Source organism: Arthrobacter sp. MAHUQ-56 (genome assembly GCF_019710585.1).
In the GTDB taxonomy this organism is placed as follows: domain Bacteria; phylum Actinomycetota; class Actinomycetes; order Actinomycetales; family Micrococcaceae; genus Arthrobacter.
In genome coordinates, this window is sequence record NZ_JAIFZQ010000020.1 from 85,530 (window position 1) to 107,128 (window position 21,599).

Consider the following 21,599-nt stretch of genomic DNA (forward strand, 5'->3'; position numbering starts at 1 on the left):
TTAGAAAACGCTTTCCTCCAGCGCGGAGAACGGTTGACGGATCGGCTCCGCGGTTGGTACAACTGCTATTAGCGAACTGAGAAAACGCTTTCTGGTGCGGTGCAGCAAGGTGCCGCCGCCCAACACCAGCGGCCGTTCCCCGGCCGGGTAAACGAGCCTTCGAAAGGGACCCCATGGTCAACACAGCCGAGACGACGCCGGCCCGAGCCGCTTCCCACCCCGGCGCGGCAGCCGGCAAGGCGCGCATTGCCCTGATCGGCACCGGCGGCCGTTCCGAGATGTATATCCGTGCCATTCTTGGCAAGCACGCGGACACGGCGGAACTGGTGGCCTTCTCCGACGTCAACCCGGGGCGCGTTGAGTTCTACCAAAAGCTCATCCAGGAACTCGGCGCCCCCGGGCCCGTCGCGTCGTTCGACCCCGCAGACCTCCCCGCCTTCATCCAGGCCAACAACATCCACCGGGTCATCGTCACCACGCCTGACTACACCCACGCCGACTACATCGTCGAAGGGCTCCGTGCGGGCGCCGACGTCGTCGTCGAAAAGCCCCTCACCATCAACGCCGAGGGCTGCCGCCGCATCACCCAGGCCGTGCACGAGACCGGCCGCAACGTGGTGGTCACCTTCAACTACCGCTACTCACCCCGCAACAGCGCGCTCAAGGAAATCATCCAAAGCGGCGTGATTGGCAAGGTCACCTCCATCGACTTCAGCTGGGTCCTGGACACGGTCCATGGCGCGGACTACTTCCGCCGCTGGCACCGCGAGAAGAAGAACTCCGGCGGGCTGCTGATCCACAAGGCGTCCCACCACTTCGACCTGGTCAACTGGTGGATCGACGACGTCCCGGAACGGGTTTTCGCGTCCGGCGGCCTGAAGTTCTACGGCGACAAGAACGCTGCCGAGCGCGGGCTTGGTCCCCGGCCTGAACGCGGAACGCCCGACGCCGATGCCCCCAACGCGGGAAAGGATCCGTTCGCGCTGGACCTGAGGGAGGACGAACGGCTCAAGGCCCTCTTCCTCGACAACGAGCACTACGACGGCTACCGCCGCGACCAGGACGTGTTCACCGGCGGCATCACCATCGAGGACAACCTGGCGCTCGTGGTGGAGTACCAGGGCGGTCCGCGCCTGAGCTACTCCCTGAACGCCCACAGCCCCTGGGAGGGGTACCGGGTGGCGGTCAACGGCACCGAAGGACGCGCCGAGCTGGAAGTGGTGGAACGCGCCGCCGTCCTGCACAGCACCGACAGGAAGACTGTGGTGGACCCGAGTGCCACCCCGGTCGAGGAAGAGGACGCCGTGCGCCGCAACGGTGAGCGCCTGGTGGTCCAGCGCCACTGGGAGGCTGCCTACGAGGTGCCCATCGTCAACGGCGAAGGCGGCCACGGCGGCGGCGACGAGCTCCTGCTCTCGGACCTCTTCAACGGACCGGGCGAGGATCCGCTGGGCCGGCCCTCCGGCTACCTGGACGGGCTGAGGTCCGTCTCCGTGGGTATTGCCGGCAACCAGTCGCTCGAAACCTCCCTCCCCGTGCGCATTGGGGACCTGGGCCTCGGCGCCGACCTCCGCCGCGGCAAGTAAGGACGAACCATGAGCAGGATATTCGTTACCGGCGGCTCCGGCCGGCTGGGCAGGAGCGTTGTGGCAGGGCTGGCCCAGGCGGGCCACGAGGTGGTCTCCGTTGACCGCGACGCCGTGCCCGCGGAACTGCTGCCGGCAGGCGTCGTGCAGGAGACAGCGGACCTCCTGGCGCCCGGGGAGGCGCTGCGGCTGTTGGGCGCAGCAAAGCCCGACGCCGTCATCCACCTTGCAGCGATCGCCGTGCCGTTCAGTGCGCCCGAGGACGTCATTTTCGGCACCAACACGCGGCTCGCCTTCGCCGTCATCAGCGCGGCGACGGAGCTCGGGGTCCCGAAGATCATCACCGCCAGCAGCCCCACCGTCCTCGGCTACGGGTCCCCGGCGGGCTGGCTGCCGCCGTCGTTCCCGCTGGACGAGCGGACGCCGCCGAAGCCCTGGAACGCCTACGCCCTGTCCAAGCTCATCGCTGAGCAGACGGTTCAGATGTTCGCCGCGGCGCAGGGGGAGAAGATCCGCTACGCAGCCTTCAGGCCCTGCTTCATCATCTCGCCGGAGGAATGGGAAGGCGCGCCCACCCAGCAGGGCCACACCCTCGCCGAGCGCCTCGCCGATCCCGCACTGTCCGCCCCTGCGCTGTTCAACTACGTGGACGCGCGGGACGTGGCGGACTTCCTGGACCTGCTGCTGCGGAAGATGGAGTCCATTCCCAACGGCGAGACGTTCTTCGTCGGGGCGGCGGACGCACTTGCCACTGCACCCCTTGCGGAACTGATGCCGAAATTCCTGCCCGGAAGCGAAGCACTCAGCGCCGGCCTCACCGGCACTAGCCCCGCATTCTCCATCGCCAAAGCCCAGGAACTGCTCGGCTGGCAACCCAAGCGCACGTGGCGCACCGAACTCAAACCCACCCTCAACGACGAGGCCTCCACGCTGGTCACTGCCGGCGGCGGAGCCAAGGAGACATCATGAAATTCGACGGCGTACTCTTCTTTCCCGTCACCCCGTTCACGGCCCAAGGCGCCATTGACGTGGACCTGCTCAAGGAACACATCAGCTCCCGCCTGCCCTTCGGCCCAGGCGGCGTGTTCCCCGCCTGCGGCACCGGAGAATTCCACGCTCTGAGCATCGACGAGGTCCGCACCGTGGTGGCCGCCGCCGTCGAAGTCGTGGCCGGCAAGGTTCCCGTAGTGGCCGGTGCGGGCGGACCCCTGGGCCACGCCCTCGCCGCCGCCCGCGCGGCCGAGGAAGCCGGTGCGGATGCCCTCCTGGTGCTGCCGCCGTACCTGGTCACGGGCCCGACGGACGGGCTGGTGGCCTACATCGAAGCCGTGGCCGACGCCAGCAGCCTGCCGGTCATCGTGTACCACCGTGGCAACGCAAAGTTCACCGCTGCGTCCATGACCAAACTCGCCGCCAACCCCAAAGTCATCGGTTTCAAGGACGGCCTGGGCGACGTGGGCCTGGCGCAGGAGATCGTAACCGCCGTCCGCGCCACAGGCCGCAGCGACTTTGCCTTCTTCAACGGCCTGCTCACCGCGGAGCTGACGCAGGGCGCCTACCGCGGACTGGGGATCCCGCTGTACTCGTCCGCGGCCTTCGCCATGGCCCCGGAAATCGCCAAGGCATACTACGACGCCTACGTTTCCGGTGACGAGGACCGCCGCAACGCCCTCCTGGAAGGCTTCTACGCGCCCCTGGTGCGGCTCCGCGACCAGACCCCCGGCTTCGGTGTTTCGCTGATCAAAGCCGGACTCCGCCTGGCCGGCCTTCCCGTCGGCTCCGTGCGCCCACCCCTGATGGACCCTACCGAGGAGCAGCTGGTCCAGCTCAAGGCCATCCTCGCAAAGGGCTACGAGCTGGCCGGCCGCTGATGGGCGCCCCGGCCGCCGAAGCGGTCCGCACCGCACCCCGCATCACCGGGCTCTCCACCCGCCTCATCACCGTTCCGCTGCGCCGGCACTGGGGTGCGGAGGCGCCCGAGAACCACGTCATCGCCACCGGAATCCACACGGACGACGGCGGTGCCGGGCACGGTTTCTCCTGGACGCCCACCATTGGCCCCCAGGCCGTCAAGGCGTTGCTTGACTACGACATCGCGCCGTTCATCACGGGCCTGCCCGTGAACCCGGAAACGGTGTGGGACGCGTTGTGGAAACGGCTCCATGAGGCAGGCGGCGGCGGGCTCACTACCATCGCGATGGCCGGCGTCGACCTTGCCCTGTGGGACCTGCAGGCGCGCCGGGCCGGAACCTCGGTCACCGGCATGCTGGGCCAGCGGCAGGAATCCGCCGAGGTCTATGGATCCGGGGTGAACCTGCACTACACGCTGGAAGAGCTCGTGGCGCAGGCCGAGCGGTGGGTTGCCGCCGGCCACCAGGCGGTGAAAATCAAAGTGGGCAAGCCAGACCTGCGCGAGGACGCCGAACGGGTGGCGGCCGTCCGTTCCGTCCTGGGTCCGCACCGCAGGCTCATGATCGACGCCAACCAGCGCTGGGACCTGGCCACCACCTTCCGGGCGCTGGACGTGCTGTCCGAATTCGGGCTGGAGTGGCTGGAGGAACCCATCAGGGCGGACGACCTCTGGGCCTACCGCCGCCTGCGCAAGCACTCGCCGGTACCCATCGCCCTTGGCGAAAACCTGCACACCATCTACCGGTTCCGCGATTTCATTGAGGCGGAGGCGGTGGACATCATCCAGCCAAACATCATCCGGGTAGGGGGGATCACCCCGTTCCGGCGGATCGTGGAGCTGGCGCGGACCCACAGCATCAGGGTGATGCCGCACCTGCTGCCGGAACTGTCAGGCCAGCTGGCACTGACCCTGGCGGAGCCCACCATGGTGGAGGACGTCGAGGAGGCGTCCTTCGAACAGCTGGGCATCCTGGACGGGCCGTCGCCGGTGCGGTTCAGCAACAGCAGGCTGACCCTTGCGGACCAACCCGGACTGGGCTTCCGCTTCCGGGACGGGCTGTAACAACGTACGTACATCCACAGAACAGGTATCTGACGTGACAACTGCAACGCTTTCCCTGTCCGGGCTCACGGCCGCCGCAACGGAGGCCGCCCGCGTTTCCGCGGCTGCGTCCGACGCCGAGCGCGCCGGCTGGCTCCATGCCGTGGCGGACGCCCTGGACGCCAACGCCACCGAACTGGTGGAGATCGCGGATGCCGAAACCAGCCTGGGCATCACCCGCCTGACGGGCGAGGTGGCACGCACCACCGGCCAGCTTCGCCTGTTTGCGAGGGTCATCACCGAGGGCTCCTACCTGGAAGCCATCATCGACCACGCTGATCCCGCCGCCACCCCGCCCAGGCCGGACCTGCGCCGAATCCTCAAGCCCATCGGTCCCGTGGCTGTCTTCTCGGCGTCGAATTTCCCGTTCGCGTTCTCGGTGGCCGGCGGCGACACCGCTTCCGCCCTGGCCGTTGGCTGCTCCGTGATCGTCAAGGCCCACTCCGGCCACCTGCGGCTCTCCGAACGGACCGCGGAGATCGTGGCGGAGGCCCTCCGTGGCGCGGGCGCACCGGACGGCCTGTTCGCCCTGGTGCACGGCCGCGAGGTGGGCACAGCCCTGGTCCAGGACCCTGCCATCAAAGCCGTCGGCTTCACCGGCTCCATCCCGGGCGGCCGTGCCCTGTTCGACCTCGCCACCTCGCGGCCTGAGCCCATCCCCTTCTACGGGGAGCTCGGCAGCCTGAACCCCGTGGTCATCACGGCCGCGGCTCTGCAGGAACGCTCCGGGGAACTCGCGGCCGGCCTCGCCGGATCCTTCACCCTGGGCGCCGGACAGTTCTGCACGAAGCCCGGGCTCGTTTTTATTCCGGCCGGGACGGACTTCGCCGCCCAGGTGGCGCAGGCCAGCAAGGACAAGCCGGCCCTGGGCATGCTGACCAGCCGGATCGCGGAAGCGTATCCGGACGGGCTTCGCAGCTTCGCCTCGGTGGAGGGCGTGGACGTGGTCAGCGGCAGCGTCGACCAGGACGCGGCGGCCAACGGGGCGGCGCCGGTGGTGTTTTCCACCACCGCGGCCAGGGTGCTGGAGCAGCCGGAACAGCTGCTCGAGGAGTGCTTCGGACCCACCACGATGCTGATCGAATACCAGGACCAGGCCGAACTGTCCGAGGTCCTGGCCAGCGTGCCGGGCAGCCTGACCGCCACCCTGCACGCCCAGCCCGGCGAAGGCATCGGGGATCTGGTGGAGCAGCTCTCCGGACTCGCCGGACGCGTCCTGTTCGAGGGCTGGCCTACCGGCGTGGCTGTGAACTGGGCCCAGCAGCACGGCGGCCCGTACCCGGCCACCACGTCGCTGTTCACCTCGGTGGGCGCGACGGCAGTCCGGCGCTTCCAGCGTCCCGTCGCCTACCAGGACGCGCCGGAAACGGTGCTGCACCCGGCCTTGCACGAAAGCAACCCCTTGGGCATCCCGCGCCGCGTGGACGGGGAACTGCAGCTTCCCTAGCCGACAGCCACCGCACGCAAAGAAAACCCCGGGACCGCTTCGGTCCCGGGGTTTTCCGGCATCTTCGGGAACGTCCTACAGTTGCAGTGTCACCGGACGCTGCAGCCCGTTCACGGCGGTGGTGGGCCAGCGAGGATCCACCGTCAGCACCCGCAGCCCCGAGTCGGTGAGCTGCACCGTGTCCTCGATCTTGACGCCGGGACCCGACGGGTTCCACGTGAAGGTCTGGCCCGGCACCACCAGGTCCGTGACGGCCGACGTGACCCGGGGATCACGGCCTGCATAACCGGCGGGCCCGCCCTGGTGGTGCTGTTCCCACTGGTCCGCGCCGAACCCATGCCGCAGGTAGGCTGCCTTGATCTCCGCGAAGATCCCGTCCAGCCGGGCGCCCGGGACCGTGGCGTCAAAGATGTCCGCTTCCACCGCAGCGATGCGTGCTTCGGCGTCGAGCTCTTCGGCCGTGCCGGCGTCGAACCTCACCCAGCGGGTGATGTTGGCTACCAGCCCGTCGCGCCGGGCGCAGACCACGGCCATGGCCCGGCGGCCCAGGGGGGAGTGGGTAGCCAACGGGTGCCGGAATCCGCTCCGGGAGCTGCCGTTGCAGAGGAGGACCAGCGGCTCCGCGCCTGCGGCCACCACCCGGGATGCCAGCGCCGAGGCCACCTCGAATTCCGTTGTGTCGGGCCGGGCGGTGGAGAGGACATCCGTCATCATCACCGCAACCTCCGCGCCGAGCCGGGCATACCGGGCGCTTTCGGCCGGGAGCAGCTGCTGGCGGGCGGCCCGGAGTTCGACGGTGACGTCCGCCTCCGCGAGTGGCGGCCGGGAACTGCTCCCGGCGGCGGCCGCGGCCTGGTGCAGGTTTCCATACCAGGGGACGGTGCGCAGGTTGACGCCGGGCGGGAGCTCCTCGGCCGCGATCCGGCCTGCCTCGTTGTTGAACGTCACCAGGTGGTCCCCGTCGCGGTCCACCAGCAGCGCGGCGATCGGGTCGCCGGCCACGCTGATGTGCACCCGGCTGCCGTCCAGGTACCACGTCAGCGCGGTGTGCGTGGTGAGGAGCACCGAGTCCCGGCCCGCCGCGTCCAGGATGTCCAGGACGCGCTGGCGCTTGACGGCCCGGTCAGCCGGGGAGGCCGGCGCCCGGCGCGCCTGGACCTGTCGATCGGGTGCGGCTGTAGTTTGCGTCATGACGGGTCCCCCTGCTGGTTGATCAAAGCTTCGATGTCGGTGGTGGCCAGGATGCCGTCGGCCACGAAAACGGTGATCTGCCGCCGCACCGGACTGCCGGGTTCTGCGATGGCGGGCGCGTCCCACGCCAGCGACTGCCCGACGCCCGGGTAGCCGTCGACGCGGACGAACCAGGGGTCCGTCGAGCCCTCCGGTGCCACGAAGACCAGGGTGGCCGGTCCGCCGTCGAACGTTCCGGACCCGCCGAATTTTCCTGACCAGGCGAGCCAGCGCGTGGTGCTCCCGTGGGCCTTCGACTCGCCGCTGCCGGCGGGTGTCCACACAGTGGCGTCCGCGCATTCGGGCAGCCGCCAGAAGAAGCCCCCGTAGCCGCCCTCAAAGCGGCCGTTGGACCCGGGGCTGCCCAGGCTGACCGGCTTGTCACCGGCGGGGGAGAGCGCGAAGTCCAGGGACAGGCGCCAGATGGAAGGCGCGACGCCGGACCACGCCCAGGTGCGTTCCTCCAGCAGGACCGGGGCGCCGTCCGGGCCGTTCCAGCTCAGGCTCTGCTGCAGCTTTCCTGCGGCGGCGCCGGACCGGGCCGCGGTTTCCTCAACAGCGGTAGCGGTGACGGCGATGCTGCCGTGGTCGGGCCGCCAGATGTACTGTCCGGCGTCGCGGGTGTAGGTGCGGCCGCCCCAGAAGTTCACCCCGTCCACGTCCTGCAGCGCCACCCCGGCGCCAAGATGCCACACGTGGTCCAGCGGCTGGTGGTCCGTCACCACCGTGCCGTTCAGCGTCCGGACCGGATGCAGGTAGGGACGCGGCGAGGAGACGGCCCGTATGTGGCTGCCGTCCTGGTACCCGGCCACGGGACGGCCGTCAAGGGTGAGGGTTCGGGCCGGCGGAAGCTGCCGTGCCCAGGGCACGCCGAGTTCGGCAAAGGTTGCCTGCGCCTTAACGGCGCGGTCCATCAGGGCACTGATGCCGTGCACCACTGGATGGGCGTTGTCGCCCTCGCCTTCCCAGCTGACGTGCGCAGCGTCGATCGGCGCCGGTGCAGGTGCGGTGCGGATGGCTTCCAGGACGGCGGTGAACGCACCGGTATCCTCCAGGGCGCAGAGCAGCGGCGCCCCGGTGGACCTGGCATCCAATAGGTTCTCCAGCAGGTCGGTGCGGCTGAACGTTTCGCGGCGCTCGCCGTCGGAGGTGGTGATGACCACCTCGTCCCGCGTGTAGTAGAGGGTGATTTCGCCGAGGGTGCCGTGCACCGTGACGGAAGGGTCCAGCTGTTCGGGGCCGCAGAGCGTGAGGGCGCACAGCAGCGTGGTTCCCTGCGCGGTACGGATCCGCAGCACGGAGGTGTCGTCGCTTTCGGTGTCGTGCGCCCGGTAAAGGTCCGTTTCCACGGACGCGACGTCGGCCAGCGTGCGGGCTCCTGCAACGTGCAGGGCTGTGGCCACGGCATGGGCCAGCGCGTTGGTGGCCACGCCATCCACCACGTCCACGCCGTCCAGGCTTCGCTGGCCGGCCCAGCGTGAGCGTTTGAAGTACGCCTTGCTCCGCACCCACTGGCCGGTGGCGCTGAGGCCCAGGACGTCGCCGATTCCTCCGCCTGCCACCAGTTCCGCGATGGCCGGCAGGGCAGCCGACCCCAGGCTCTGGAAGCCCACCTGGACCAGCCGGCCTGCATTCCGGGCCGCCGCCATCACGTCCTCGAATTGTGACAGGGACGCCACGGGCGGCTTCTCCACATAGACGTCCAAGCCCGCCGACAAAGCCGCAACAGCCAGTGGCGCGTGCGTCTGGATGGGGGTGGCGAGGATGGCGACACCGATGTCCGGCTGTGCGGCCAGCAGGGCGGCAAGGTCGGGGAACACTGCCACCGATTCGGTGAGGGTGCCGGACCCTGGAGGGGTGGGGTCGGCGACGGCCACCAGTTCCAGCCTCCCCGCCTCCTGCAGCCGGGCCAGGTTGGCGAGGTGCCGTTCGCCGAACCCGTGGACGCCAACAAGCGCAATTCTGGGAACGTCTGTGGAAAGGGTGCCGGCGCCCGGCAGCTTGCCGGGTTCGGGGGCGGGGTGCTGAGCGGTCACGGGGTTCCTAGGAGGTGTTGGTCGGGGTCTGTGGCTGAAGGTTCCAGCGTTGCGGCCAGGAAGTCGAGGGCTTCATCCTGCATGGCGGACGTGAAGACGTGGCCGCCGGACCAGAAGCTGCCCGTGTAGCGGGCGGTGCCTGCATGCAGGGACTCCAGCATCCCGTGGGCCCGGCGCATGCCGTCCTCCGGGAAGAGCTGGTCCGCCAGGGCATACTGCACCAGGAATGTGGACGTGGCTGCGCGGGTGGTGAGCTCAGGCCAGTCGCCGAGCTTCCACAGCCCGGGAGTTTGCAGCAGCCAGGAGTGGGCGTCAAGGTATGCGGGCAGCAGAGACTCGAAGGTGGTCATCATGCAGGCCACCACCGACGCACGGACCCGGGAATCGAGGGCGGCCAGTACGAGTGAGCGGCCGCCGCCGCCAGAGAAACCGATGCAGCCCAGCCGGGAGCTGTCCACGCCGGGCATCGCTGCCAGGATGTCCAGGGCAGCGAGGTCGTCATACGCCACCATGCCCGCCAGGCTGGTGCCGAGCAGCCCGGCGGTCTTGGCAACAGTGTCCTCGTGGAAGCCCGCGGCGGCGTTGTAGTCATCCGCTTCGGACGGTACGACGCCGTCCTGCCGCCACAGCGCACGCCGCGCCTCCAGTGCGGAGGCCGTGCGCCACGGGGGAATGGAGAGGTCGAATTTGCGGCTCCCCCAGGCGAACGAATCGTGGGCAAGTACGGCGAAGCCACGGCGTGCGATGTCGGTGGCCAAGGCCCGGCCGTCATAAAGCCCGGCGCGTGCGGCGGCAGCTGACGGGTGGTTCGCCGGCAGTTCCACCAGCCGGTCGGCGCCGCCGAACTTGTTGCCGCCATGGCAGTGCAGGGCAAGCACTCCCGGCAGGCTGCCGGAACTTCCGGCCGGACGGACCAGCCAGCCAGTAGTCCGGGGCCCGAAGCCCAACTGCCAGCTCAGCTCGGAGGTGGTGGCGCCGTCGTACGTTTCTTCCCAGTGGACGGTGACCTCCGGCAGTCCGGATGCCGCCGGAACTCCCAGGGCATCCGCGAGTTCCTGCGCCCGGGGAGCGGGAGCAGTGTGTCGCGGGTGGCTCCGCACATAGGCCGGCCAGTCCTCGTAGCCGGCGATGGCACTGGGCCGCGTTGCCTCATCCACCTGGCTGCCTCCTTTCGTCCGGCTCCGGCGCTCCACATCCGTACGAAGCGGTTGCGCGGGGTTTGGTTGGTTTCGGAGGGCCAGTGTCAGCGCCGCGCGGGCCGGCTGTGACCTTGGCCGATTTACTGAGACCAAACTTCATTGTCCTGCCCCTCATTATGCTTTGCCTGGCGCAGGTAAGCGCGGAGCAGAAAACGCTTTCTGAAAAATTAGCAAAGGGCTATACAGGAGTCAAGAAACCGTTTACTTTGGTACGGAGCCGCTTTTTGAAGACCATCCCCGGTGGCAATCGAAAGCTCCCGCAACCGCTTAGTGGCGGAGGAGCCGGCGCCGGGTGATGACTCACCCCATCGCCCCGGCGGTGGCCGCAATTTGCAGGCCACGATGACCAAAGGAGACCACATGGCCGCACAACACATTCCCAGGACGCCCCGGCCGGCAGCAACGCCGGCCGCGGGCGTGGCGCACGTGACGGAGCAGTCCGCGTGAGCGCCATCAGCGAACTTTCCTCTTTGAGCCGGCGGAAGGGCAAGGTTACTGCCGCGGAGAAGAAGGCGAACAGCCGCGACAACAAGGCCGCCTACATCTTCCTGCTGCCGTGGCTGGTAGGCCTGGTGGCCATCACCATCGGCCCGATGCTGATGTCCCTCTACCTTTCCTTCACTGATTACAATCTGCTTCAGCCGCCTGAATGGACCGGGCTGGATAACTTTATCCGGATGCTCAGCGACGCCCGATTGCACAACTCGCTGCGGGTCACCTTCACCTATGTGTTTGTCGGTGTTCCGCTGCAGCTGGCTGTGGCGCTGTTGATCGCACTCGTCCTGGACAAGGGGCTGCGCGGCCTCCCGTTCTACCGCTCCGTGTTCTACCTGCCGTCCCTGCTGGGCGGCTCGGTGGCCGTTGCCATCCTGTGGAAGCAGATCTTCGGCACCACCGGCCTGGTCAACCAGGTCCTGGCAATGTTCGGCATTCAGGGCCCCGGCTGGATTTCGGACCCCAGCACGGCGCTCGGCTCGATCATCCTGCTGCACGTCTGGACGTTCGGCGCGCCGATGATCATCTTCCTGGCCGGGCTGCGCCAGATCCCGAACATGTACTACGAGGCCGCCAGGGTTGACGGCGCCACCACGCTCCAGCAGTTCTGGCGGATCACGCTGCCCATGCTGAGCCCCATCATCTTCTTCAACCTGGTGCTGCAGATCATCGGCTCGTTCCAGTCATTCACGCAGGCGTTCATCGTCTCCGGGGGCAACGGCGGTCCGTCCGACTCCACCATGTTCTTCACTCTCTACCTCTACCAAAAGGGCTTCGGCCAGTTCGACATGGGCTATGCCTCGGCCATGGCGTGGGTGCTGCTGCTCATCATCGGCGTGTTCACCGCCATCAACTTCATCGCTTCTAAGTATTGGGTTTTCTATGACGACTAAGCTGGAGACGCTGCCCGCCCCGGACAGGAAGTCCGCAGGCACCGGCAAGCCTACGAACCACAAACCCAGGGTCCGCGAGTCCCGTGGAACCCTGGCCTTCAGCCGGGCCCAACGCGGCAAATCGCTGATGAAGCACGGCATCCTCATCCTGGCCGGCGGCCTGATGATCTACCCGCTGCTGTGGATGGTGGTGTCCTCGCTGCGCCCCAACGAGTTGATCTTCCGGGAGCCGGGCCTGTGGCTCAACAGCCTGGAAATGGGCAACTACACCTCCGGCTGGTCCGCCCTGACGCATCCGTTCGGCCACTACATGCTCAACTCCGCGATCGTGGTGATCGGGTCGATCCTGGGAAACCTGGTCTCGTGCTCCATGGCCGCCTATGCGTTTGCCCGGCTGCAGTTCACGGGAAAGAAGCTGTTCTTCGGCATCATGCTGCTGACCATCATGCTGCCGTTCCATGTGGTCATCGTTCCGCAGTACATCCTGTTTTCCCAGATCGGCTGGGTAAACACCTTCTGGCCGCTGCTGGTCCCCAAGCTGCTCGCCACGGACGCGTTCTTCGTGTTCCTGATGGTGCAGTTCATCCGGGGCATTCCCCGCGAGCTGGACGAGGCTGCAAGGATCGACGGCGCCGGCCACCCGCGCATCTTCCTGCGCGTCATCCTGCCCCTCATGGTGCCGGCCCTGGCCACCACCACCATCTTCACGTTCATCTGGACCTGGAACGACTTCTTCGGAGCCTTGATCTACCTCACGGACCCGGACATGTTCACGGTTCCGGTGGCGTTGCGGGCCTTCGTGGACTCCCAATCCGCGACGAGCTGGGGTTCGCTGTTCGCCATGTCCATCGTGTCCCTGCTGCCCGTGTTCCTGGTTTTCCTCTTCGGCCAGCGGTTCCTCATCAAGGGCATCGCCACCACCGGCATCAAATAGCAGATTGACCCCCGCGAACCCTGACCGAGCGGCCCGCCCTGGTGGCGGGCCGCTCGGCGGTTTTGTAGGGGCATTCCCGCGCCGAAACATCTTGTATTACAAGTATGACGCTTGTATTCTTAGTTGCAGAAAGCGCTTTCCATTCACTCGGAGCCCTCACCGAACTCCACCCCCCAATCCCCAAGATCAACGAAGATCGGAGTACACAGTGCCGCTTTTTCCACGCCCTGCGTCTGCAGCAAAGCAGCCGGCAGGCAGACCTTCACCGGGCCCCTCCCGCCGCACCCGTAAAGCAGGCGCAGTCGCCGCCGCCGTCGCGGCCGTCATGGCCCTCAGCGCCTGCGGCGGGGGAGCCTCGCCACAGAATGCCGATGGCACCGTTGAGCTGCGCTTCTCCTGGTGGGGTGGCGACAAGCGCGCCCAGCTGACCCAGGAGGCGATCAAGCAGTTCGAGGCCGAAAACCCGAAGATCAAGATCAAGCCGGAATTCGGCGACTGGAGCGGCTACTGGGACAAGCTTGCCACCCAGGTGGCTGCCAACGACGCCCCGGACGTCATCCAGATGGACGAAAAGTACATCACGGAGTATTCCAGCCGCGGCGCCCTCCTGGACCTGTCCAAGTACGACATCGACACCTCCAAACTCGACGAGGCGGCCCTCAACGCGGGCAAGGGCGAGAAGGGGCTGACGGGAATCCCGGCCGGTATCAACGCCGCCACCATCCTGGCCAACCCGGCCGTCTTCCAGGCCGCCGGTGTCCCGCTCCCGGATGACTCGAAATGGACCTGGGAGGACTTCGGGCGCATCGCCGCGGAGATCACGGCGAAGTCGCCCAAGGGCACCTATGGCGCGGCGGCTTATGGGACGGACGAAGCTTCCCTGGGCGTGTGGCTCCGGCAGAACGGAAAGTCCCTCTACACGTCCGATGGCAAGCTGGGCTTCGAGCCGGGCGATATTGCCGAGTGGTGGGCATTCCTGAAGAAGCTGAGCCAGGACAAAGCCGTGCCTTCCGCCTCCGAGGTGGTCGAAGCCGAGGCCGCTCCCCTTGACCAGAGCGGGCTGGCGACCGGCAAGAACGGAATGGCCTTCTGGTGGTCCAACCAGGCTCCGGCGCTGGAGAAGGCGTCCGGCGGCGACCTGAAGATCCTGCGCTTCCCCACCAAGACCGGCTCCGCTGCCGATGCAGGGCTCTGGTACAAGGCATCCCAGTTCTGGTCCGCCTCCTCGCGCACCAAGCACCCCCAGGAGACGGCGAAGTTCATCAACTTCCTCACCAACAACGTCAAGGCCGGCGAGGCCCTCCTGGCCGACCGCGGCGTCTACCCGAACTCCGAGGTGCGGACGGCAATCCAGCCCAAGCTGACCCCGGCGGACGTCAAGGTGGTCTCCTTCATCGACCAGATCAAGGACGAACTCGGCGAGGCCCCGGCGCCGCCGCCGAAGGGTGCAGGTGCCATCCAGGAAATCATCAAACGGTACACCTCTGAAGTCCTGTTCGAGCGGCTGTCCCCCGAGGACGCAGGCAAGAAGGCCACCGATGAGATGAAGTCAGCCATCGCCAGCTAGTCTTCGCGCGGTTAGCCTTCCCGCCGTCCGACGGCGGATGGCAGCTCCACCCCGGCAGGAACCATGGTTCCCGCCGGGGTGGAGCTGTTTAATTGCCGGCTTGGATGTTGATCACTTGGGACCCTTACGGAATGCCGGTCTTGAGGGCGGTGCCACGCTTCCGCCCATGAATGCGGGGCGGTATTACCCTCCCTAAAACATGGACGGCGTTGGGAAGCAGGGCTTGTTCAGCTGTGGATCGGCAGGCGGCGTAACGATGCTGATCTGGTCCGGTAAGTGCAGTTCCTGGCAGCGGTGGTGCGGTTGATCGGTAGGTGTGTCCGGTGGGGGTGGTGGTTTTGACTGTGTGCCGCGGGCCTGGTTCTGGTTTGGCGGTCCAGCCTGGGGTTTCCTTGGTGTGGTTGCAGGCTTCGCAGAGGCCCTGGCCGTTGGATGCAACAGTGGGGCCGCCTGCTTGCCAGGAGGCGATGTGGTCGTGGTGCCGGATGGGGGCGTCGCAGTAGGGGGTGCGGCAGGTGTCGTCCCGAATCTGGAGGAAGCGTTTGAGCCCTGCCGGGAAGAGCCGGGCTTTGGAGTCCATGGCGACAAGTTCCCCGGTGCCGGGGGCGGTGTAGAGCCTGCGGAGAAAGAGATCCAGGTCTTGAGTGCCGGTTTCCGGGTTGCCGGTGTCACTCCCGGTGGTACCACTTGTGAGGGCGTCGTCTGTGCTGTTCTTGCGGGTGAGGGCGAGGTCGCGGGCGGTTGCTGCGGGGATGGTGCCGTAGCCGGGGAGGCGTGCGGGTTCGGCATCGCCCTGGAGGAGGGTGCGGTCGGTCATGACGAGCTGGATCTCGACCCCGATGATGCCGCCGGGGGTGCCGGTGACGCGTTCGACCAGGGTGTCCGCCATGACCTGCCCCCGGGACCGGTCGTCCCCTGCCGACCGGGCGGTGTCCGCGTCCCGGGCCAGGGCGGCGTAGGTGGCGACGCCCTGGGCGACAGGGAGCAGCGCGGTGAGGTAAGTCATGGTGTCCGGGGCCGGGCGCAGGCTCACGCACCGCTCGCCCACAGCCCGGGCCGCACGCTTCGCCACAGAGGCAGGGTCCCGCCGGTAGGCAGCCGCACGCACCGCGGCCACAACCGCTTTATCACCGGCGCCGTCGAGGGGGCCGGTGTCGGCGGCGAGCTCCTCATCAACCGCGGCCCGGTCCCCGGCCGACAGGCAGATGGTTTCCTTCACGACCAGCGTTGCCCGCCACTCATTCAACCGGCCGGCCCGGAAAGCGGCGAACGTGTGCGGCATCCCGGTGAGGGTTTTAGCCAGGCCCAGCAGCCGGGAACCGCGGGCCGGGGACTCCCGCCGCGCGAGCGCGATCTGCGCCGCGACCCCTGCACCCAGCTCATCGACTGGCACCCCGGCAGCGGCCTGCTCCCTGCGCTGCCACAGGTCAAAAGCAACAGCGGCCTCAGCCTGCCGGGCACCCGCCAGGCACTTCAGGTCCTCCAGCCCGCGCACATGGTCGATCAAACCCGGACCATCAGCAGCAAGCGGAACACGAGCCAGCAGCTTCAGGACATCCCTAATGCAAGGGGCGGCGGGTGGGATTGGAGTGGCACCAGCAGCGCACAGTTCGGCGCATTGCACCGCCTGCTGCACTGCCACCGTTCCCAAAACCGCTTCCATAACCAAAGTCTTCCACCACGGTCTGACAACCACAGCCACCCAAAAGCCCTATGTGGAAAACGGTAAAAGCACCCCCCGAAGCCGCTGTGCAGGGACGCGACGGCGGCACCCAAGGCAGGCGCCGTCGTCGGACTTCTGCCCGGGACTCTAGCCCTCCGCGATGACCGCGACACCACCTGCCGGAACTGTGCCGGAAAATGCGCCGCCCGTTAACAGTTCCGAGCCGGACGCATGAACCGAGGCTTCCGCCCGCGTGTGGTTGATGGCGAACAGGAAACCCTGCCCGTCGGCCGAACGCCTCCGAACCAACTCCACGCCGGGATCGGCGACGGCAACGGGGGAGGCCCCGGATTCAGCGAGCAACCTGTCCAAAAGGGACTCGATCCCGTCCGCGTCCGGGAACGTAGCCAGGTACCAGGCGGCCCCGGACCCCACAGCCCGGCGTGTGAGGGACGGAACCCCCTCCAACGGGTATTCGGTGAAGGTCTGCACCGCCTCCGCGCCGGCCAGATGGACATCCTCGCTCCAGATGGACGAAACGGTGCCGTCGCTCAGCTTCAGCCGGGATCCGGCCAGCAGGGGATGGAACTCCTCCACGCGCACCCCGAGGAGCTCACGGAAAGCACCGGGATATCCTCCCAGCCGCACCTGGTCCTGCATGTCCACGATCCCACTGAAATAGCTCACCAGGACCGTGGCGCCCGCGGCGGCAGCGGCGGCGATGTTGGCAGCATCGTCATCGGAGACGGCGTAGAGCGTGCACACCAGCACCAGGTGGTACCCCTCAAGGGACGCGGACGGATGCACGATGTCCACGGAGATGCCGCGCAGGACCAGGGCGCGGTGGAAGGCCCGCAGCAGGTCCAGGTACCGGACATCGATGCTGGGCTTCGAATCTATTTCACTCGCCCACCAGGCCTCGTAGTCAAAGACAATGGCAACGCGCGATTCCACGCGCGAACCGCGCACCGGCGCCAGCCGCTTCAACGCGTCCCCCAGCTCCACCACTTCGCGCCACACCCGGCTGTCGCGCCCCGCGTGCGGGACCATGGCGGAGTGGAACTTTTCGGAGCCCGCGAAGCTCTGGCGCCACTGGAAGAACATCACAGCGTCCGCGCCCCGGGCCACGTGCGCCAGGGAATTCCGGAGCATCTCCCCGGGCATCTTGGGCTGGTTGCGCGGTTGCCAGTTGACGGCCGACGTCGAGTGTTCCATGAGGATCCACGGGTCACCGCCCGCAATGCCGCGGGTAAGGTCCGCGCTGAACGCGAGTTCGATGTGCCGCTCGGGGTCCGCCGCCACCAGGTAATGGTCGTTGGCGATCACGTCCAGGTCCTTGGCCCAGTCGAAGTAGTCCATCGACTTGGTGGCGCTGGAGGCCATCAGGTTGGTGGTGCACGGAATGTCGGGTGTGACTTCACGCAGCACCGCCACCAGCTCGCGGTAGTAGTCCATCAGCGCCCAGGAGTTGAACCGCTGGAAGTCCAGCTGCTGTCCCGGATTCAGCGTGGAGGGCGCGGCGGCGGGCGGCAGGATCTCATCGAAGGAGCCGTAGTTCTGGGACCAGAACGCCGTGCCCCAGGACGCGTTGAGGGCCTGGATGGTCCCGTACCGGCGCTCCAGCCAGGCGCGGAAGGCGGCGGCGTCCTCTTCACCGTAGAACTCGGAGACGTGGCAGCCAAGTTCATTGTCCACATGCCAGAGCGCCAGGGCGGGATGGTCCTTGTACCGTTCAGCGATGGTGCGGGTGATCCCCGCGGCATAGCGGCGGTAAACGGCCGACGACGGCGTGTAGTGCCGCCGCGAGCCCGGCCCCAGCACGGTTCCGTCAGCCGCCACCGGAAGGATTTCCGGGTGTCTCCGGACCAGCCACGCCGGGGGAGCGGCGGTGGCGGTGGCCAGGGCCACTTTCACTCCGATCCCCGCGAGGTTGTCCATGACGTCGTCCAGCCAGCCGAAGTCGTACTTTCCCTCGGCCGGTTCCAGCAGGGCCCACGAGAAGATGCCGACGCTAAGGAAGTTAACGCCCGCTTCCTGCATCAGTTCCAGGTCCTCCAGCCGGACACTGGCCGGCCACTGCTCGGGGTTGTAGTCGCCGCCGAAAGCGATGCCCTGGACGTTGCTCCAGACGTTCGGTGCACTCGTGGTTTCCTGCATGGTCATGGGACTCCTTTGTCTGCTCGCGAACGGAAGGTAGCTGATGTCAGACCTTTGGAAAACGCTTGCCCAACCCTCGCACAGCAGCTATTGTATCGTTTCAGAAGCCGTGTTAGCCAGCTCACTACCTCCCCTGGTGGGCGGACCGGGCCAGCACACATCGAGCAAGGAGGCTCCCGTGATCAACAGAAGGCATTTCCTCACAACCGTGGCCGTCGGCACCGCATCCGCCGCAGCCTTGGCGGCATGCGGGAACGGGTCCAGCTCTTCCGGGCAGACCGGAACCGCCGAGAAGCCCGTGACCATCAACTACACCTGGTGGGGCAACGACGACCGCGCCGAGCGCACCCGCAAGGCCATCGCACTCTTCGAATCGAAGAACCCGGACATCAAGGTCAACGGCAACTTCACCGACTTCGCCGGCTACTGGCAGAAGCGCGCCACCGAGGCTGCCGGCGGCGGCCTGCCCGACGTCATGCAGTGGGACCTGTCCTACCTGCGCGACTACGGCCAGCGCAACCAGCTGCTGGACCTGAGCACCGTCAAGATCAACACTGAGGCGTTCGAGAAGTCACTCCTGCCGTCCGGCCAGATCAAGGGCAAGACCTACGGCATCCCCACCAGCACCAACGCCTTCGCCGTCTACTACGACCCCGCTAAGCTGGCCTCGCTGGGCATTGCCGAGCCCGACGGCAGCTGGTCCTACAAGGAATTCAACGACTTCCTGAGCCAGGTGGGCAGCAAGAGCAACGGTGCCCTCTATGGCGGCACCGACTACACCGGCGTCTGGTGGATGTTCAACATCTGGCTCCGGCAGAACAACATCCAGGCCTTCACCCCGGAGGGCAAGCTGGGCTTCAGCAAGGACGACCTGAAGAAGTGGTGGAACCTCACCGCAAGCCTGCGCGGCACGGGCGCCATCATCCCCGAGGACCGCGTCACCCAGTTGGCCCCCAAGTCCCCGTTCGGCTCCAACGCCACCGCAACAGAGGTCACCTGGGACAACTTCATGGCCGGCTACCTGGGGGACAGTGGCGCCAAGGAGCTCAAGCTCGTCCCTGTCCCGTCCGACAACCAGGACAACCTGGGACTGTTCCTCAAGCCCTCCATGCTCATGGTGGCCAGCGCCAAGACCAAGTTCAAGGACGCTGCCGCCCGGTTCATCGACTTCATGGTCAACGACCCCGAGGTGGGCCAGATCTTCAAGACCTCCCGCGGCGTTCCCGCCTCGAAGACCCAGCGTGACGGCACCACTTTCGATGGCACGGACAAGGCCGTGGTCGATTACGAGAAGTCCATCGAGAAGTACCTCAAGGACGCCCCCGAGCCGCCGATCGTCGGCTTCGGCACGCTGGAAGCCTCCTTCAAGCGCATCGCCTCGGACCTGAACTACGGCAAGCTCACCGTCGACGGTGCAACCGATGCCTGGTTCAAGGAAGCCGAAGACCTCATCAAGCAGAACGCCTGAGCAAGCATCAATGCCCGATCCAGGCTCGACTGACGGAATGAACTCGTGACTCAAAGCCCAACCCTGAGCAGGCGCTCCACGGCGCCCGCCCCCGCACAGCTTCGCAGGTCGAAGCGCAACGGGGCGGACGCCCGTGCCGGCTACACCTTCCTGCTGCCCTGGCTGCTGGGATTTATCGCCCTCACCGTAGGGCCGATGATTTCCTCGCTGTACCTGTCATTCACCAACTACAACCTGTTCGAACCGCCCAAGTGGATCGGCCTGGACAACTACACCACCCTCTTCCAGGACGAACGCTTCCTGCAGTCCGTGGGCGTGACCCTTGGCTATGTGGTCTTCGGAACCCCGCTGAAACTGGCCGCCGCATTGGCGGTGGCGATGCTGCTGAACAGCAAGCGCCGCGGCCAAGGCTTCTACCGGTCCGCGTTCTACGCCCCGTCCCTGATTGGCGCGTCCGTGTCGATCGCGATCGTATGGAAGGCGATGTTCGGCGATTCAGGCCCCGTGGACCAGGGCCTGTCCTTCTTCGGGATCAACCTCGGCGGCTGGGTGGGCAACCCCGCGATGACCATGCCGATGTTCATCCTGCTGACCGTGTGGCAGTTCGGCGCCCCGATGGTGATCTTCCTGGCCGGGCTCAAGCAGATCCCGAACGAACTGTACGAGGCGGCGTCCATGGACGGCGCCGGGCCGGTGCGGAAGTTCTTCAACATCACCTGGCCCATGCTTTCCCCGGTCATCTTCTTCAACCTGCTGATGGAGACCATCCACGCGTTCCAGATCTTTGCGTCGGCCTACATCATTTCCAACGGTGAAGGCGGCCCGGCCGGATCCACCCTCTTCTACACCCTCTACCTGTACCTGCGGGGTTTCAGCGATTTCCGGATGGGCTACGCCTCGGCCATGGCATGGCTGCTGGTCATCGTGGTCGGCATCATCACGCTGATCTTCTTCCGCACGTCCAAGTCCTGGGTCCACTACAGCGGTGATTCACGATGACAACGATGGCAACCCCCACCCATTCCGCGGGCGCCAAAGCCCCCGACTATAACCCCAAATCGGAGTCCGCCGGCGCGAAGCGGGCCAAGAGCATCATCTTCCACGCCGCGGCCCTGGTCCTTACCGCCATCGTGCTGTATCCGGGCCTGTGGATGATCGCCTCGTCCTTCAAACCGAACGCGGAAATCGGCGGGCAGAACACGTCGCTGTGGTCCAACAACTTCAGCTTCGACAATTTCGTCACGGCGATGGAAGGGATCGGCGGGGTGTCCACCCTGCAGTTCTTCACCAACTCGCTGATCCTGGCCCTCGGCGCCGTCGTCGGAACCATCCTGTCCGCGAGTGTGTCGGCCTACGCGTTCGCCCGGATCAACTTCCCCGGCCGCAGCCTGTTCTTCGGCATGATGATCGCCACCTTGCTGCTGCCCTTCCACGTGGTGATCATTCCGCAGTACATCGTGTTCCAGCAGCTGGGCCTGGTGGACACGTACGTGCCGCTGCTGATCGGCAAGTTCCTGGCGGCCGACGCGTTCTTCGTGTTCCTCATGGTCCAGTTCATGCGTGGCCTGCCGGCGGAACTGGACGAGGCGGCAAGGATCGACGGCGCCGGGCATGCCCGGATCTTCGGCTCGATCATGCTGCCGCTGATGAAGCCGGCACTGATCTCCACCTCGATCTTCTCCTTCATCTGGAGCTGGAACGACTTCCTGGGCCCGCTGCTGTACCTGAACACCCCGGACAAGTACCCGCTGCCGCTGGCCCTGCGCCTCTTCGTGGACCAGACCCAGTCCTCGGACTACGGCGCGATGATCGCCATGTCCGTCCTGGCCCTGCTCCCCGTGCTGCTCTTCTTCCTGATTTTCCAGCGCTACATCGTCGAAGGCGTCTCCACCCAGGGACTCAAGGGCTAGG

At 66.8% G+C, this 21,599-nt stretch carries 16 protein-coding genes; 11 read left to right on the top strand and 5 right to left on the bottom strand.

Features of this window, described 5'->3' with window-relative positions:
• The first annotated feature begins 173 nt into the window (after nt 1-173).
• From K4G53_RS12770 to K4G53_RS12790, 5 genes are read left to right on the top strand one after another with little or no spacing between them, the layout of a single operon-like run.
• On the top strand, nt 174-1,586 hold the full coding sequence (locus K4G53_RS12770; protein ID WP_221386078.1) for a Gfo/Idh/MocA family protein: 1,413 nt from the start codon (nt 174-176) through the stop codon (nt 1,584-1,586).
• A gap of 9 nt (nt 1,587-1,595) precedes the next feature.
• On the top strand, nt 1,596-2,555 hold the full coding sequence (locus tag K4G53_RS12775; RefSeq protein WP_221386079.1) for an NAD(P)-dependent oxidoreductase: 960 nt from the start codon (nt 1,596-1,598) through the stop codon (nt 2,553-2,555).
• Complete coding sequence (locus K4G53_RS12780) at nt 2,552-3,457, top strand: 5-dehydro-4-deoxyglucarate dehydratase (RefSeq protein WP_221386080.1); 906 nt, start codon at nt 2,552-2,554, stop codon at nt 3,455-3,457. The genes K4G53_RS12775 and K4G53_RS12780 overlap by 4 nt, the downstream gene beginning before the upstream one ends.
• Nucleotides 3,457-4,560 (top strand): mandelate racemase/muconate lactonizing enzyme family protein, encoded by a 1,104-nt coding sequence (locus tag K4G53_RS12785; RefSeq protein WP_221386081.1) that lies wholly within the window; start codon nt 3,457-3,459, stop codon nt 4,558-4,560. The genes K4G53_RS12780 and K4G53_RS12785 overlap by 1 nt, the downstream gene beginning before the upstream one ends.
• Nucleotides 4,561-4,594: 34 nt before the next feature.
• Complete coding sequence (locus K4G53_RS12790; RefSeq protein ID WP_221386082.1) at nt 4,595-6,046, top strand: aldehyde dehydrogenase (NADP(+)); 1,452 nt, start codon at nt 4,595-4,597, stop codon at nt 6,044-6,046.
• 75 nt (nt 6,047-6,121) lie between these two features.
• Here the strand turns inward: K4G53_RS12790 and K4G53_RS12795 are convergent, their stop codons facing one another.
• The 3 genes from K4G53_RS12795 to K4G53_RS12805 are packed head-to-tail and all read right to left on the bottom strand — an operon-like array spanning nt 6,122 to nt 10,469.
• The gene (locus K4G53_RS12795) at nt 6,122-7,237 is read right to left on the bottom strand and encodes a Xaa-Pro peptidase family protein (RefSeq protein ID WP_221386083.1); all 1,116 of its coding nucleotides are present in this window, start codon (nt 7,235-7,237) and stop codon (nt 6,122-6,124) included.
• A complete protein-coding gene (locus K4G53_RS12800; protein WP_374226166.1) occupies nt 7,234-9,312 on the bottom strand; it encodes a DUF6807 family protein in 2,079 nt (692 codons plus the stop codon). The genes K4G53_RS12795 and K4G53_RS12800 overlap by 4 nt, the downstream gene beginning before the upstream one ends.
• Nucleotides 9,309-10,469, bottom strand: a complete 1,161-nt coding sequence (locus tag K4G53_RS12805; RefSeq protein WP_221386084.1) for an acetylxylan esterase — start codon at nt 10,467-10,469, stop codon at nt 9,309-9,311. The genes K4G53_RS12800 and K4G53_RS12805 overlap by 4 nt, the downstream gene beginning before the upstream one ends.
• Before the next feature lie 485 nt (nt 10,470-10,954).
• Between K4G53_RS12805 and K4G53_RS12810 the strand changes: the two genes are divergently transcribed.
• The 3 genes from K4G53_RS12810 to K4G53_RS12820 all read left to right on the top strand — a co-directional run bounded on the left by K4G53_RS12810 (nt 10,955) and on the right by K4G53_RS12820 (nt 14,400).
• Nucleotides 10,955-11,899 (top strand): carbohydrate ABC transporter permease, encoded by a 945-nt coding sequence (locus K4G53_RS12810; protein ID WP_221386085.1) that lies wholly within the window; start codon nt 10,955-10,957, stop codon nt 11,897-11,899.
• Nucleotides 11,889-12,833: a carbohydrate ABC transporter permease gene (locus tag K4G53_RS12815; protein WP_221386086.1), complete on the top strand. Its 945-nt coding sequence runs from the start codon at nt 11,889-11,891 to the stop codon at nt 12,831-12,833. Before K4G53_RS12810 ends, K4G53_RS12815 begins: the two co-directional genes overlap by 11 nt.
• Nucleotides 12,834-13,041: 208 nt before the next feature.
• Nucleotides 13,042-14,400: an ABC transporter substrate-binding protein gene (locus K4G53_RS12820; protein WP_221386087.1), complete on the top strand. Its 1,359-nt coding sequence runs from the start codon at nt 13,042-13,044 to the stop codon at nt 14,398-14,400.
• Between the two features lie 124 nt (nt 14,401-14,524).
• On the opposite strand, the gene K4G53_RS12825 is transcribed toward K4G53_RS12820, so the two are convergent.
• Together K4G53_RS12825 and K4G53_RS12830 are read right to left on the bottom strand one after the other, a co-directional pair.
• Entirely contained in the window at nt 14,525-16,063 is a 1,539-nt protein-coding gene (locus K4G53_RS12825; protein ID WP_221386088.1) for an HNH endonuclease signature motif containing protein, read from the bottom strand.
• A 147-nt stretch (nt 16,064-16,210) separates the two neighbouring features.
• Nucleotides 16,211-18,226: a beta-galactosidase gene (locus K4G53_RS12830; RefSeq protein WP_221386089.1), complete on the bottom strand. Its 2,016-nt coding sequence runs from the start codon at nt 18,224-18,226 to the stop codon at nt 16,211-16,213.
• Between the two features lie 172 nt (nt 18,227-18,398).
• Here K4G53_RS12830 and K4G53_RS12835 point away from each other — a divergent pair, with 172 nt between their 5' ends.
• The 3 genes from K4G53_RS12835 to K4G53_RS12845 are packed head-to-tail and all read left to right on the top strand — an operon-like array spanning nt 18,399 to nt 21,598.
• Nucleotides 18,399-19,688, top strand: a complete 1,290-nt coding sequence (locus tag K4G53_RS12835) for an ABC transporter substrate-binding protein (protein WP_221386090.1) — start codon at nt 18,399-18,401, stop codon at nt 19,686-19,688.
• 45 nt (nt 19,689-19,733) lie between these two features.
• A complete protein-coding gene (locus K4G53_RS12840; RefSeq protein WP_221386091.1) occupies nt 19,734-20,687 on the top strand; it encodes a carbohydrate ABC transporter permease in 954 nt (317 codons plus the stop codon).
• Nucleotides 20,684-21,598 carry a carbohydrate ABC transporter permease gene (locus tag K4G53_RS12845; RefSeq protein ID WP_221386092.1) on the top strand — a complete coding sequence of 305 codons (915 nt, stop codon included), beginning with the start codon at nt 20,684-20,686 and terminating at the stop codon, nt 21,596-21,598. The genes K4G53_RS12840 and K4G53_RS12845 overlap by 4 nt, the downstream gene beginning before the upstream one ends.
• Nucleotide 21,599 lies beyond the last annotated feature (1 nt).

Excerpts from the sequence above, each read along its gene's own strand:
- K4G53_RS12785 (WP_221386081.1), top strand. The coding sequence starts at position 3,457 with ATGGGCGCCCCGGCCGCCGAAGCGGTCCGCACCGCACCCCGCATCACC.
- K4G53_RS12830 (WP_221386089.1), bottom strand. The coding sequence starts at position 18,226 with ATGACCATGCAGGAAACCACGAGTGCACCGAACGTCTGGAGCAACGTC.
- K4G53_RS12780 (WP_221386080.1), top strand. The coding sequence starts at position 2,552 with ATGAAATTCGACGGCGTACTCTTCTTTCCCGTCACCCCGTTCACGGCC.
- K4G53_RS12845 (WP_221386092.1), top strand. The coding sequence starts at position 20,684 with ATGACAACGATGGCAACCCCCACCCATTCCGCGGGCGCCAAAGCCCCC.
- K4G53_RS12795 (WP_221386083.1), bottom strand. The coding sequence starts at position 7,237 with ATGACGCAAACTACAGCCGCACCCGATCGACAGGTCCAGGCGCGCCGG.
- K4G53_RS12815 (WP_221386086.1), top strand. The coding sequence starts at position 11,889 with ATGACGACTAAGCTGGAGACGCTGCCCGCCCCGGACAGGAAGTCCGCA.
- K4G53_RS12825 (WP_221386088.1), bottom strand. The coding sequence starts at position 16,063 with ATGGAAGCGGTTTTGGGAACGGTGGCAGTGCAGCAGGCGGTGCAATGC.
- K4G53_RS12770 (WP_221386078.1), top strand. The coding sequence starts at position 174 with ATGGTCAACACAGCCGAGACGACGCCGGCCCGAGCCGCTTCCCACCCC.
- K4G53_RS12775 (WP_221386079.1), top strand. The coding sequence starts at position 1,596 with ATGAGCAGGATATTCGTTACCGGCGGCTCCGGCCGGCTGGGCAGGAGC.